Annotated in this window: 13 protein-coding genes; 1 reads left to right on the top strand and 12 read right to left on the bottom strand. The window is 68.8% G+C overall.

Translation table 11 applies throughout. The features are described from left to right. Positions 1-12: 12 nt before the first annotated feature. The 12 genes from GNX95_RS02240 to GNX95_RS02295 form a co-directional block, all read right to left on the bottom strand. Positions 13-1,365 (bottom strand): alpha/beta fold hydrolase, encoded by a 1,353-nt coding sequence (locus tag GNX95_RS02240; protein ID WP_163505440.1) that lies wholly within the window; start codon positions 1,363-1,365, stop codon positions 13-15. A 130-nt stretch (positions 1,366-1,495) separates the two neighbouring features. Next, positions 1,496-2,911 carry a phytoene desaturase family protein gene (locus tag GNX95_RS02245; protein ID WP_343034754.1) on the bottom strand — a complete coding sequence of 472 codons (1,416 nt, stop codon included), beginning with the start codon at positions 2,909-2,911 and terminating at the stop codon, positions 1,496-1,498. After that, complete coding sequence (locus GNX95_RS02250; protein WP_163505445.1) at positions 2,908-3,975, bottom strand: glycosyltransferase family 2 protein; 1,068 nt, start codon at positions 3,973-3,975, stop codon at positions 2,908-2,910. Before GNX95_RS02250 ends, GNX95_RS02245 begins: the two co-directional genes overlap by 4 nt. Continuing rightward, positions 3,972-4,697: a carotenoid biosynthesis protein gene (locus tag GNX95_RS02255; protein ID WP_163505447.1), complete on the bottom strand. Its 726-nt coding sequence runs from the start codon at positions 4,695-4,697 to the stop codon at positions 3,972-3,974. Before GNX95_RS02255 ends, GNX95_RS02250 begins: the two co-directional genes overlap by 4 nt. Continuing rightward, complete coding sequence (locus tag GNX95_RS02260) at positions 4,694-5,263, bottom strand: GNAT family N-acetyltransferase (RefSeq protein WP_163505449.1); 570 nt, start codon at positions 5,261-5,263, stop codon at positions 4,694-4,696. Before GNX95_RS02260 ends, GNX95_RS02255 begins: the two co-directional genes overlap by 4 nt. Next, positions 5,260-5,949, bottom strand: coding sequence for a monooxygenase (locus GNX95_RS02265; RefSeq protein WP_163505451.1), 690 nt, complete (start codon positions 5,947-5,949; stop codon positions 5,260-5,262). Before GNX95_RS02265 ends, GNX95_RS02260 begins: the two co-directional genes overlap by 4 nt. Before the next feature lie 100 nt (positions 5,950-6,049). Beyond that, positions 6,050-6,520 (bottom strand): YbaK/EbsC family protein, encoded by a 471-nt coding sequence (locus tag GNX95_RS02270; protein WP_163505453.1) that lies wholly within the window; start codon positions 6,518-6,520, stop codon positions 6,050-6,052. A gap of 249 nt (positions 6,521-6,769) precedes the next feature. Next, a complete protein-coding gene (locus GNX95_RS02275) occupies positions 6,770-7,969 on the bottom strand; it encodes an FAD-dependent monooxygenase (protein WP_163505455.1) in 1,200 nt (399 codons plus the stop codon). Between the two features lie 160 nt (positions 7,970-8,129). Next, positions 8,130-8,777 carry a PadR family transcriptional regulator gene (locus GNX95_RS02280; RefSeq protein ID WP_163505457.1) on the bottom strand — a complete coding sequence of 216 codons (648 nt, stop codon included), beginning with the start codon at positions 8,775-8,777 and terminating at the stop codon, positions 8,130-8,132. Between the two features lie 108 nt (positions 8,778-8,885). After that, on the bottom strand, positions 8,886-9,635 hold the full coding sequence (locus GNX95_RS02285; protein ID WP_163505459.1) for a glucosamine-6-phosphate deaminase: 750 nt from the start codon (positions 9,633-9,635) through the stop codon (positions 8,886-8,888). Then, positions 9,632-10,399, bottom strand: a complete 768-nt coding sequence (locus GNX95_RS02290) for a GntR family transcriptional regulator (RefSeq protein WP_163505461.1) — start codon at positions 10,397-10,399, stop codon at positions 9,632-9,634. The genes GNX95_RS02285 and GNX95_RS02290 overlap by 4 nt, the downstream gene beginning before the upstream one ends. A 143-nt stretch (positions 10,400-10,542) precedes the next feature. Next, positions 10,543-11,754, bottom strand: a complete 1,212-nt coding sequence (locus GNX95_RS02295) for a DUF6119 family protein (RefSeq protein ID WP_163505463.1) — start codon at positions 11,752-11,754, stop codon at positions 10,543-10,545. A 402-nt stretch (positions 11,755-12,156) separates the two neighbouring features. Between GNX95_RS02295 and GNX95_RS02300 the strand changes: the two genes are divergently transcribed. Continuing rightward, complete coding sequence (locus GNX95_RS02300) at positions 12,157-12,987, top strand: aldo/keto reductase (protein WP_187369581.1); 831 nt, start codon at positions 12,157-12,159, stop codon at positions 12,985-12,987. Positions 12,988-13,011: the final 24 nt, after the last annotated feature.

Genomic DNA, 13,011 nt, shown 5'->3' on the forward strand with positions numbered 1-13,011 from the left:
CCTGCGGGGTTCTTATTTGGTGAGGAAATCCACCGCCGCCGTGACCGCGCCGGCATCGTGTGCCGGCCAGGCCGCGTGGCCGTCGCCGTCCCACCGTACGAGCCGGCTGCCTGGCAGCGCACGCTGGACGTTTTCGGCCCAGATCCGCGGTGTCGCCACGTCGTGCGCTCCGGAAAGCAAGAGCGGAGCCGGAAAGTCCGCCGGTACGGTCCAGTTGTGCGGTGTCCAGCGTACGGTCGCCGGCCAGCCGGCACAGCCGCTGGCGATGTCCCAGAACTCCGAATATCCACGCAACGTCGGCGCGACCGTGCGCAGTTTCGCTGCCAACGCCGGAAGTTGGGCGGCCTGCGAGACCGGCACCGGCACGTCCTGGCAGATGATCGCGCGATAGACCGAATAATCGGGGTTCTTCGCCGGTGTCAGGCCGGCCAGGTCACCCAGCGCACCGGTTTCGGTGGTCTTCTTGAGTCCCTGCGCGAGAGGCGAGTAGAAACCCGGATCTTGCATGCCGGTGTTGACGGCCGCCGCGATCTCCTCGGCGCGTACGGCCCGGTCGCCGTCCTTGATCTGGCCGGCATCGGCGCGACTCTGCAGCTGGACGAGCGTCTGGTGTACGTCGGCGTCATGCAGCGCACACTCCGCGTTTTCCTTGCACCACCGAGCAAACCGGTTGACGCCGTCTTCCACCGCGAGTGCGTCGTCGGCGGCCAGCTGCTGCCACGGCCGTGAGCGATCCACGATCGCGTCGACCACCATCGCGCGTACGCGATGGGGAAACAGCTCGGCATAGGCTTGGGCGAGCATCGAGCCGTACGAGACGCCGAGCACGCTGACCTGCTGCTCGCCGATCGCCGCTCGTGCGGCGTCCATGTCGCGCGCCACGTTCACCGTGTCCAGCCGGATGTCGGTGGCGCATCGCCGCCCGAGTTTCCCGTTACTGGCCAGCAACGCGTCGACTTCGGTCTGATTGCGGGGAAACTTCGTCACCGAGTTGTCGATCGGCAGCGGACATGTCAGCGGTGGATTGCTGCCGGTGCCGCGCGGCTCCACCGCGACGATGTCGAAGTTGTCGCGGATCGCCTGCGGAAAGTAGTACTCACGTGCCTGTTTGCTTTGCAGATAGCCGACTTCGCCTTCGCCGGGACCACCCGGGTTGAAGAAAAGCGTGCCGGTCTTCTGTTTGGCCGCAGGCAGCCGCGCCAACTGGATCGTCGTCGTCCGGCCGGGATGAGACCAGTCGGCTGGTACGGTCAGTTGTGCGCAGGTGGTCGCGTCTGCGCACGGTTTCCACTCGATGCCGGTCGACGGTGTCGCCGGCACCATCGCGGCGGCCGCGGTCACCGCTATGACGACTTTCGTGATCACTGTTGGAATGCTCCAGTTGTTCTCCGGTTTCGGACCGTTTGAGCGTATGGAGCTACGGATCGTCGACGCGTCGCTCCGAGGTCGGACGGTGAGTCCGGCGAAGGGACCACGGCGGACTCCGGGAAACCCCTTACGCCGGACCGATCAGACCCGCGGTGATCTGCGCCGAGAGCAGCACCAACGGCAGGCCGCCACCCGGATGCGCGGAGCCGCCGACCAGAAACAGGCCCGGCACCACCGACCGGTTCGCCGGGCGCAGGAACGCCGCTCGCGGTCCGTTGCTGGACGTGCCATAGATGGCGCCGCCGACGGCTCCGGTGCGCTCTTCCAGCTCGGCCGGCGAGATGGTGTGGGTGAACAGGATCCGGTCGCGCACCTCGAATCCGCGCTCGGCCAGACGTGACAGCACGGTTTGTGCGTACGCGCCGGAAAGTGCGCGCCAGTCGAGCTGGTCCTGACCGGGAGCGTTGACCAGCACGAAAAGCGCGTCGCCGGTCGGATTGGCGACGTAGATCGTCGGATCCTCGACCGGCCGCGGATCCCGGCCGAATATCGCGTCGAACTCCGCGTCGTAGTCGCGCGGAAACAGCACGGTGTGGTGGCCGAGTCCAGGCGTACGGTCACGCAGGCCCAGCAGCAGGACGAAGCCGGACAGCGATCGCTGAACGCGCCGCAGCTTGCGGATTTCGCTGGAGACGGGCAACAACTCGCCATAGAGCCGGTCGGCGTCGACATTCGCGACCACGGTCGAAGCGCGAAACACGCGGCCGCCGACCTCGACGCCGGTGACGCCGGACGAGGTGACCGCGATCCGGCTGACCTCCGAGCCGGTGCGTACGTCCACGCCGAGGCTCAGGCAGAGCTCGAGGAGAGCGTCGGCGATTTTCCGCAGGCCACCTTCGACATACCAGCCGCCGTACGCGGTCTCGATGTACGGGATCGAGGCGAGCGCGGCCGGCGCCTGACGTGGATCGGAGCCGGTGTAGGTGGCATATCTGTCGACCAGCATCCGCATCCGCGGATCCGGCAGATAATGCCGAGCCAGCGAACGCAGCGAGCGCCACGGTGCGATCGTCGCGAGGTCGCGTACGTGCACGGCCTGCCGAACCAGCGTCCAACCGTCCACAGTGGACTCCAGGAACGGGCCGCGGGTCGCCTGCCAGATCGCGCCGGCACGCGCCATGAAGGCGTTCCAGCGGCGAGCCGAGCCATCGCCGAACGCGTCGTCCAGGGCCTCGTCGCGCGCGTCTTTCCGAGCGTACATGGAAAACCACTGGCCATCCGCGAACCGATAGCGCGCGACCGGATCCAGCCGCCTCAGCTCCAGCGGAAAGTCGCGGCCGATCTCGGCGAACAGACCGGTGAGCACCTGTGGCAACGTGAGCAGGCTCGGACCGGTGTCGAAGCGGAAGCCGTCGCGCGACCACTCGCCGAGTTTTCCGCCGACCGTATCGGATTTCTCGAAGACCGTGACGCGATGACCGCCGGCCGCGAGTCGTGCCGCCACCGCCAGCCCGCCGACCCCGGCACCGATCACGGCGATCACAGCGGGCGGCCTTTCCATCGCGTGCGGCCGCGTCTGGCGTACGAACAGCCGGTCAGGCCGGCCAAAGCCGCGATCGAGAGCGGATGTGCGAACGCGTCGGGAAAAACCCGGCCACCGGTCGCGCGCGCGGAGACCACGCGACCGGCGACACCGGCCAGATAGCCGGCGATTCCAACCGGTGAACCGGTCAGGGCGGCGGCAGCCGGCAGCACGTACGTGAACGCCAGCGCCGACATCACGCATGCCGCTCCGAGCGGTGACCCAAAGGCTGACGACAGCGATTTTCCATAGCCGTCGAGGATGTCACCGGCACCGGCGTACATCCGGCAGGTGGCCAACTCCGTGCCGTCGACGACAACGCCTTTGCCGCCCGCACGCTTGATCGCGCGCAGGAGCGCGACGTCCTCGATGACCTCGTCTTTCACGGCCGCGTGGCCGCCGGCGCGCTCGTACGTTTCCCTTCGTACGGCCAGAAACTGTCCGTTGGCCGCGGACAGCGACGGCCGCGGCGACTGCTCCGCCAGCCGCAACGGAAGGAAGGTCAGCCACGACCACTGCAGCAGCGGCTGCACCAGCCGCTCGGCGACGGAAACCGCCTGCTGGCGCGGATACGGCGAGACCAGGTCGAGACCGGTCGACCGCAACGTGTCCACTGTGGACTCGACGGCGTGCGGCGCGAGCACGACGTCGGCGTCCACGAAGATGAGGATTTCGCTCGCGTCGCCGGCATGTTTTGCCGCCTGGTGACAGGCATGCGGCTTGCCGAGCCAGCCCTCCGGCAGTGCCTCACCGGTCACCAACCGGCAGCCGAGCGACCGGACGACCTCGGCCGTACGGTCGGTCGAGCCGTCGTCGAGGACGATGATCTCCAGGTTTTTCGCTGTCTGAGCGAGCAAAGACCGCAGGCAGGGCTCGATCCGGTGCTCCTCGTCGCGGGCCGGCACCAGCACCGAGACGCGAGCATCGCAAGGCTGACGCGAAGGCCGGCGCAGCAGGCGCGCGTTGACGATCGTGTGCGCCGTCGCCGCGGCCGCGGCCAGCGCGGCGATCGTCACCAGTTTCATGACCGCACCAGCTTGACAGCCAACGGAATCGCGACCGTTCCCATGGCGATGCCACCGGCCAACGCCGACGCTGGCAGGCCGAGAAACACCGCATGCGCCAGGACGGAGGAGCCGTACGTCCAGAGATACAGCGCCATCATGATCCCGTCGTGGTTACAATTGGATTCCGATTGCGTCGACAGCAGTGCCATCAGCGCCACCGCCACGACCATCCAGCCGACGTAGTTTGTCAATGGTACGGCCGAAATCCCCGGCAGCGACGGCGACGGATCGAGCCACCGCCAGTGCCCGGCCGCCACCATCTGCGGATCCAGGAACACGTCCCAGCTCGCCAAAGCCCAGCCAGCGACCAAAACCCGAAGCCAGCGCGACCGTACGAGCCGGCCGGCGACCAACCATGACGGCCAGGCCATCATCGTCCAGGCCAGCGGAATGACCAGCGGTACGCCGAAAAGCCGCGGCCCCAGCGTGTCCGCGTACACATAGGAGCCAAACGGAATGCCAAAAGCGACACCGACGACCTCGACGAGAAAGCCGCCGCCGGCGGTGATCGCGACGAACCGCGCCGCGTACGACCAGCCTTGTGTGCGACCGGCATGCACGATCGAGGTGGCGGCGAAAAGCAAGACGGTGACGACGGTCAGGACGTTGCGGGCGGTGCCGGACGTGAGCGGATAGCCGATCTGCGCCAGCACGGTCGCGGCCGCCAGCCAGCCGGTCAATCGAGCGGAAGCAGCCGACCCAGCACTCCGAACGGCCGTGCGTCACCAGGAAACAGGTAGTCGCGCAGCACGTCCTCGAAGCCGAGCCGGCGATAGAGCCGCCACGCGCGCGTGTCGCCTTCCGGCGTCGACAGCAGCACGGTCCGCGCGGTCACGCCGTCCATCAGCGCCCGCAGTTGCGCCTCGCCGAGACCGCGACCCTGCGCGTACGGCATCACGTGCAGCTCGACCAGCTCGTAACAGTCGGACAGCCAATAGCGGGCCGCCTGCCGGTCGAGGCCGGCCCTGACCTGCTCGTGCCACCACTGACCCGGTCCGCTGTGATAGCCGTACGCGATGCCGACCAGCCGCCCGGTCGCCGGCTCGACCGTCGCGACCGCGCGGAAGTCCTCGCGCTGCGCGTGGCCGGCGACGAAGCCGCGCCGGCTGCCGACCAGGCCGGGGGAGTAACCCATCGCGGTGACGTAGACGCGCAGCACGTCATCGAGGCGACGAAGGAACTCGCGCCGGTCCCACCGGACCAGCTCGGTGCCGACGTCCTCGGGGTTCACTCTGCTTGCTCTCATGTCACCGGATCCGAACCGCGAAACGTACCAGCCGAGTCGAGCACACCGAACCTGGCGAACAGGCTCTCCGCATACCAGCCGACCCGGCTCGTACGCGCCATCACCGCCCGGTGCGGCGCACCACGATACGCGAAGTCGGCCAGATCGGTCGCGCTGCGCCAGACCGACAGCGTGCCCTGTACGCCCAGTGGCGCCTCGCCGAGGCCGAAGGCGGCGAGCAGGCCGGGGCGGCCGGCCAGGTCGGCGGCCACCGGCGGCACGGCTCGCCAGAACGTGACCGCCCTGCGCGGCCGGAGTCTCGCGCGGGTCAGCGCCGCCACCGTCCCCTCCCAGTCACCGTCCGGCGCGCCGAACGGCTGGCGACCCGACCACGAGCCGGTCGAGGCCAGCGGCGTCAGGCTCAGCCGCCACTCCTCACGGGCGATCCGCCGCCACGACCGTACGATCGCCGACTCGCCGAACGCCTCGGCGTCGTCCTTGGTGCGCCAGGCCGCCAGCATTCCCCACTGCCGCACGTCGGCGTCCGCCGGCCGGAATCCGCTGCCGGTGCCGAACAGTTTTCCGAACCGCAGGCCGGTGGTGCGCCGCAGCGGCCGCCGGTGCATGGCGACTCGCGCCATCGCGGCGGGAACGGCGACCGCGGGCACTCGCCACACATACACGGTCACCAGCTCAGGCACGGCCATAACTGCGAGCCTACGGTGCACGGCGCGAGTTTGGTCGACTGGCGCGTACGTACGCGTGTCGAGGTTTCTTTGCGCTACAACCCGGTGCGAGGTAACAAAACTACGCGACGCGCGCGGCGGTGCCGCCGGTGATCCGCACCAGCTCGTCGAAGGTGGTGGCGAAGACCGACTGCGGCACGCCGGCGGCGGCCCAGATTTCGCCGTACTGAGCCAGATCCTCGTCGACCAGCGTGCGGATCGGCGCGGGGTGGCCGAGCGGCGCGACGCCGCCGATGACCTGACCGGTGTGCTCGCGTACGAAGTCGGCGCTGGCGCGCCTGAGCTTCGCGACACCGAGCTGTGCGGCGACCGAGGCGGTGTCGACGCGGTGTGCGCCGGAGGTGAGGACGAGCAGCGGCGCGCCGTCGGCGTCGAAGATCAGCGAGTTGGCGATCTGGCCGACCTCGATGCCGAGCGCGGCGGCGGCCAGCGCGGCGGTGTGGACGGCCTCCGGCAGGATCCGCACCTCGCCGGTGGCGCCGGCCTCGGCGAGCGCGGCGGTGACCTTCTGTACGTTGGGGTGGTCGAGCATGCGCTCAGCCTACGTATCGGCGCCTAACGGTTTTTCGGCGACAGTGGCGCCAGCGCCGCCGGCAGGTCGCGCTTAGGGCCTGTCTCCATATTCCGCGGGGCGACAGCCGAGCCGCTGTCACATCTGTCTCGGGCCGCCTGACGGCACGGCGAAACCGCCCACGTGGCGCTGCCACGCCGGGCGGCTCCGCCGCACCGCCAGACGACGTTTGGATCTCGACTCTCATCCCCCGGAATATGCAGACAGGCCCTAGCCGGCCACGGCGGCGTCGAAGTCGATGTGATAGCCGTGCTGCCACGCCATCCGTTCCGGCCGCGCCAGCACCTTCATCACCGCCGGCATCGTGAGGTCGCGGAACACCCGAGCGACCGGTCCGGCCGCCTTGCCGCTGCTCGTACGCGCGCCGGCCGCGATGATCCGTTCGACCCGCTCACGCCGAAGTTGTTCGTACGCGCCGAAGGCGGTCGTCACCGGCAGGTCACGCAGGCAGCGCGCCAGCTGCAGCGCGCTTTCGGCGGCGATCGACGCGCCTTGGCCGGAGCTCGGCGAGGTCGCATGTGCCGAGTCGCCGACCAGCACCATCCGGCCGCGGCTCCAGGTCGGCACGCGCGGCAGATCCTCAAGCGCGCCAACGACAACCAGGTCGCCGGTGCGTACGTGCCGGAGGATGCCCGGCGCCGGCGTACGGTCGTCGGCGAAGATCCACCGCAGCCGGCGGAGCCATTCCTCGCCGCCGACCGCGCGTGCCTCGGCCATGGTCAGCGGCTGCCTGTATGGCAGGTTGGCAAACCAGCCGGCGCGGCCGTTTTCGTCGACGCGGTAAGCGAAAAACGCGCGCTTGCCGTAGGTCATGTTCATGGATCCGTTGGTGGATGGCAGATCCGCGCCTTTACGCCAGTTGCCGGCGATGCCGAGCAGGCCGGTGTAGCGCGGTTTTGGTGCTGCCGGGTCGATGATCGACCGTACGGCGGAGCGGATGCCGTCCGCGCCGACCAGGATGTCGGCGCTGACGCGCGTACCATCGGCGAACACCGCGGTCACGAAGTCGCCCTGGTTTTCCGCCGTCACCAACCGTTTTCCGTAGTCGACCAGGATGTCCTTTGTGGACAGTGCGTCCTGCAGGAGCCGGTAGAGATCGGTGCGCCAGATGACGCGCAGGAAGGGCGGTCCGCTGCGGTCGCCGAACTCGGCCAGGGTCTTGCCGGTCCAGCTCTGGATGGCCATGGTGGACACCGGCTCGGCGGCTTGCCTCACCACGTCGCCGAGGCCGACGGCGTCGAACGCGTCGAGACCGTTGGGCGCCAGGCCGAGCATGCCGCCGACACCGTCCGCGGTGCCGTCGTGCGCCTCGTACACGTGCGCCGCGACGCCGATTTTTCGCAGTGCCAAAGCGGTCACCGGTCCGGCGATGCCACCGCCGACGATGATCGCCGTCTTGACGTCAGACATCTGTCTCCCCATTTCTCAGGCATGGTGAACCTGCCCGTACGGGGGAGCCCGGCTATCCTTGCGGTTGCCACCTCGTGGCCGGGATCCGTCCGCGGGTTCAGGTTCGAGGACGGAGTAACACCAGGCCCCAGCGGTGCTGCAACACCGCCGGGGCTTGGTCTTATTCGGGTGTGCTTCCCCTTTCCGCGAGTGCGGCGAGATCCGGCCGGATCTCACCTGTCCGGTGGAAGGCGCGCCAGCCGTCCACGTCCGGAAAGCTGCCGTCGGTCAGCTGGCGCAGAAAGTCGCCGACCCAGGCCGCCTCGGCCTCGCGGATCCGCAGCGCGAACTCGTCCTCCACAAGAAAGAGCCGCGGCACCTCGGCCAGATCGCGTTGGAGCGCCTCGCGATCGTTGGCGATCTGTTGGTCGAGGATCCGCAGGCGCTGGCGGAGCAGGTCGATGACCTCGTCGGGGCTGAGTGCGCCGAGCACCGAGAGCGCGGCCACGAAGCGTGGATGCTCGCGTTCCGGCTCGGCGACCAGCTCTCTGACCCAGTCGGTGAGCTCGGCCCTGCCGTCATCGGTGATCCGATAGATCGTCCGCTCCGGCCGGCCGCCGTCGCGTACGTTCTCGGTCGCCTCGACGAAGCCGTGCTTTTCCAGGTTTTGCACGACCGTGTAGAGCGAGCCCCACTTGATCGGCATGTCGTTGTGCTTGTCGCGCGCGCGAAGGATGGAGGCCATCTCGTACGGATGCATCGGCCTCTGGGTCAGCGTCGACAGGACGGCCAGCGCCAGCAGGTTGGCCACCTTCCGCCGCTTCGCCATGGCTCCTCCTCGTACGCGAATGCTCGCCGACGAGTATACCCCGCTCGGTAAAAAACGGAACGCCCCTGTCCGTGCAACTTGTGCACGGACAGGGGCGTTCCGAAAAGATCAGGCGGAGATGCGGTCGTCCTCGACGTCGTGGTGACGGCCGGCGGCGGCGTCGGCGAGCACCTCGGCGTGTGGATGCGAGCGGATCAGCGACGCCGGTACGTGCTCGGTGACCGGTCCGTTCAGCGCCTCGTGCAGGATGTCGGCCTTCTCCGCGCCGGTCGCGATCAGCAGGATCGACCGCGCCTCCAGGATCGTGCCGATGCCCTGGGTGACCGCGCGCGTCGGTACGAACGCGTCGGCGTTGGTCCAGTAGCGCTCGTTGGCCTGGCGCGTACGCCGGTCGAGGTCGACGACGCGCGTACGGCTGTCGGCCGGGCTGCCGGGCTCGTTGAAGGCGATGTGCCCGTTGCCGCCGATGCCGAGGATGGCCAGGTCGACGCCGCCGCGCGCGCGGATGCCGTCCTCGTACGCGGCGAGTGCCGGCGGTGTCGGGTCGTGCGCCGGCAGCGTGTGAAACTCGGTGATGCCGGCCGGGTCGAGCAGGTGCTCGTGTAGCCACGCGCGGAAGCTGGCCGCGGTCTGGTCGTCGACTCCGGCGTACTCGTCCAGCTGGATGACCTGTACGCCGCGCAGATCCAGCCGGCCGTCCTTGCTGCGGCTCACGATCTCGTCGTAGACCGGCAGCATCGTCGAGCCGGTCGGAAAGGTGATGACCGGCCGCGGGTTGGCCGCCAGCAGCTCCCCGAGCCGGTCGGCGACGGCGCCGGCCACCTGCGCGGGAGAGTCGAATATCCGAACGGTTCTCACCGGATCTCCTTGATCAGCCCGTCCGCGGTGTCGGTCACCGTCAGCGGGAATCGGTGCGGATGTTGCGCGGAATAGGTGACACACATCGGCGCGCCGGACGCGTCGAAGGTGATCTGTTCGACAACGAGTACGGCGGCCGGCGTGGCCAGGTCGAGGATCTGCGCCTCCCCGTCATCGGCCAGCCGCGCCGTCACCAGGCTGGTGCTGCGCGCCGGCCGGAAACCGAAGCGCTGCGTCAGCGTCGCGAACAGCGAGCCGTCGCCGACTCCACTGTCCAGCAGGCCGGCGCCGACGGGCATCGGCAGGAAGGCGTTTTCGACCAGTACGGCGCTGCCGTCCAGCGTGCGTACGCGGTGCAGCCGGACGACCGGCTCACCGGGGGTGACCCGGAGCGCGGCCGCGACGGCGTCGTCGGAGGGGGAGAGCTTGACCAGTTGCGCGCTGGTGCCGGGCTGGCGATGGTGCTTGCGGGCCAGCTCGGTGAAGCTCAGCAGGCCGTTGAGCTCGACCGGAGCCCACGCCTCGGACAGGAAGAAGCCCTTGCCTGGCGCGCTGTAGATGCGGCCCTCGTGCATCAGCTCGGTGAGTGCCTGGCGGACGGTGATCCGCGAGACGCCGAAGGTCTCGATCAGCTCGCGTTCGGATGGCAGCCGGTCGTGCGGCCGCAGCTCGTCGGCCTGGATGCGCGCGACGATCCGCTCCTTGAGCTGCCGGTAGAGCGGCACGGACGACTGCCGCTGCAAACCCTGGGCCGCTTCTTTCATGCATCCAGTATGACCTGTTATAACAAGTGATGGCAGCGAACGTGACGATGATCGCTAGACCACCCCCGGCCACGCCGTGAACGCCGCAACACCTCGTTGCCGGCAGGATCTGCCAGTAACGAGGCGTTGCGGCAAAAGGCGGGTCAGGCGGCGAAGGCGCGTACGACGGTGTGGCGCGAGCGCTTGTCGGCGGCGGTCGCGACCAGCCGGTGCAGGCCAAGCTGCATCATCATGGTGAGCGAGCTGTCCTCGCCACGCGCGAGTGCGGTCAGGTGCCGGTTGTGGATCTGGTGCCACGCGCCGCGGTAGTAGAGATAGCGATATTCGGGCAGTGCGATCTCGGCGACGATCCAGTGGTCGGCCGGCGCGGTCAGCGTCAGCTTCGGCATGCCGGTCTCGGTGCTCACCCGTACGGTGCCCTCGCGCAGCGCGGTGCAGCGCTGGTCGACCGGCACGTCGCGCAGCCCCGCCTGGATGTCCTCGACGCGCAGCTCGTCGCAGGCGTGATCCTCGACGTTGCCGACGGTCAGCGCGTACGACGCCGACTCCAGGTAGCCGGCCGGGCTGTCCAGGCACAGGTCGTGCCGCCACGACAGCGGCGCCTCCGGCCGCTGGCCGCCCAGCAGCGCGGCGAGCTGCTCGTCCAGTGCGCCGGCCAGCGGCGCGTCCGCCGGCAGCGGTCGTACGTGCGTGACCAGGTCGAGCTCGGGATGCTGGGGACCGTACGCGAGCATGGTGGCGACCGCGCGTACGTCCGCCAGCAGCGTGACCGGGTTGGCGACCACGTCCAGGATCAGGCCGTCGGTGCCGATCGTGGTGGCCGACCGCGTGCCGTTGACCGGCAGCCGCGTGTCACGCAGGTGCCGCTCCAGCCGCGGCACGATGTTCTCGAAGGCCTCCATGCTCGGCCGCGGCGAGCGCAGCGCGGCCCGGATGACGTCGTCGACCTCCGGTTGCGCGGCGGCCGAGGCGGCGTATCGCAGGCCGAAGCCACTGTCGATGCGCTGTTGGTCGAGCAGCCGGCGGCCGAGCGGACCGTAGGTCAGCGCGTAGCTCTGGCCGTCGAGCACCAGCAGGATCGCGCAGCCGGCGCTGCTCGCCGACAGGTCGACGCCGAAGCCGGTGAGGACGGTGACCGCGTCGCACCACTCGGCGGCGTGGCCGCTGACTCCGCGGACGATCAGGCCGTCGGCCGGGCCGACCGACACGGTGTCGACCGCGAAGGCCGGATCGTCCACGTACTGCTCGCTGAGGCCGCCGTACAGCGCGGTGCGACTGTGTGCCGGCAGGTCGAGCCGATAGAGCGTGCCCTGCTTGCGCCGCTCGCCGGTCAGCCTCGGTGCCGTACCAACCATCGCATCGACTCCCGTCTCTGCGTACTCACTCGCCTACGGTGAGTAGCTCCGGTCGCGCTGGCCGCTCTGGTGACGTTGCCAGTCTTGGCGAGTCAGAGCTCAGCGCGATGGGATACGGCGTCGTTGCCGGTCTTGCACGTGTCCATCAACTACGTGCGGTGGAAGCATCGTCGCTCCCGCCTGGTGATCGGACGATATCAGTGCGTCATCCGGGTCCGGTCAGGGACCCAACCACTGGAGATCAACTGGTGTCAAATCCACCGGTGGCGATCCGTTCGGCGTGACCGTACCGGACTGTTTCGGCGGCCCGAACAGGGGCACCCGGGAGTTGGCGAACGACGACCGCCGGACACAATACGACCGTGGTCCGGCGTTTTGACCGGCGAGGGGAGCAAGCAGCTGATGAGCGGCGTTCCGAACCTGAAGCTCAACAACGGCGTGGAGATTCCGCAGCTCGGCCTTGGAGTTTTCCAGGTGCCGCCTGAGCAGACCGAGAAGGTGGTGGCGACCGCGCTGGAGGTCGGCTATCGCAGCATCGACACCGCGGCCGGCTATCGCAACGAGGAAGGCGTCGGCGCCGCCGTACGCGCGTCCGGCCTGCCGCGCGACGAGATCTTCGTGACCACCAAGCTGGCCAACTCCGACCAGGGTTACGACGCGACCATGCGCGCTTTCGACACGAGCCTGGCCAAGCTCGGCCTGGAGTTCGTCGACCTCTACCTGATCCACTGGCCGCTGCCGGCCCGCGACACGTACGTGCAGACCTGGAAGGCCTTCGAGAAGCTCTACGCCGATGGCCGGGTCCGGTCGATCGGAGTGTCCAACTTCCAGGTGCCGCACCTGCAGCGGCTCTTCGACGAGACCGACATCGTGCCGGTCGCCAACCAGATCGAGCTGCACCCCAACCTGCTGCAGGCCGAGTTGCGCGAGTTCCATGCCAAGCACCGCATCGTCACCGAGGCGTGGAGCCCGCTGGCCCAGGCGCAGATCCTCGACGTACAGCCGATCGCCGCGCTGGCCAAGAAATATGGCAAGACGCCGGCGCAGATCGTGCTGAGGTGGCACATCGAGCTCGGCAACATCGTCATCCCGAAGTCGGTGCGGCCGTCGCGGATGAAGGAGAACTTCGAGATCTTCGACTTCGAGCTGAGCCCGGACGACGTCGAGGTCGTCTCCGCGCTGGACAACGGCCAGCGCACCGGCCCCGACCCGGACACCTTCAACATGGCGTGAGTCCGCATGGCCACCATGCGTGCA

Source organism: Fodinicola acaciae, assembly GCF_010993745.1.
Lineage (GTDB): Bacteria > Actinomycetota > Actinomycetes > Mycobacteriales > HKI-0501 > Fodinicola > Fodinicola acaciae.

Excerpts from the sequence above, each read along its gene's own strand:
- GNX95_RS02250 (WP_163505445.1), bottom strand. The coding sequence starts at position 3,975 with ATGAAACTGGTGACGATCGCCGCGCTGGCCGCGGCCGCGGCGACGGCG.
- GNX95_RS02260 (WP_163505449.1), bottom strand. The coding sequence starts at position 5,263 with ATGAGAGCAAGCAGAGTGAACCCCGAGGACGTCGGCACCGAGCTGGTC.
- GNX95_RS02265 (WP_163505451.1), bottom strand. The coding sequence starts at position 5,949 with ATGGCCGTGCCTGAGCTGGTGACCGTGTATGTGTGGCGAGTGCCCGCG.
- GNX95_RS02270 (WP_163505453.1), bottom strand. The coding sequence starts at position 6,520 with ATGCTCGACCACCCCAACGTACAGAAGGTCACCGCCGCGCTCGCCGAG.
- GNX95_RS02275 (WP_163505455.1), bottom strand. The coding sequence starts at position 7,969 with ATGTCTGACGTCAAGACGGCGATCATCGTCGGCGGTGGCATCGCCGGA.
- GNX95_RS02280 (WP_163505457.1), bottom strand. The coding sequence starts at position 8,777 with ATGGCGAAGCGGCGGAAGGTGGCCAACCTGCTGGCGCTGGCCGTCCTG.
- GNX95_RS02290 (WP_163505461.1), bottom strand. The coding sequence starts at position 10,399 with ATGAAAGAAGCGGCCCAGGGTTTGCAGCGGCAGTCGTCCGTGCCGCTC.
- GNX95_RS02295 (WP_163505463.1), bottom strand. The coding sequence starts at position 11,754 with ATGGTTGGTACGGCACCGAGGCTGACCGGCGAGCGGCGCAAGCAGGGC.
- GNX95_RS02300 (WP_187369581.1), top strand. The coding sequence starts at position 12,157 with ATGAGCGGCGTTCCGAACCTGAAGCTCAACAACGGCGTGGAGATTCCG.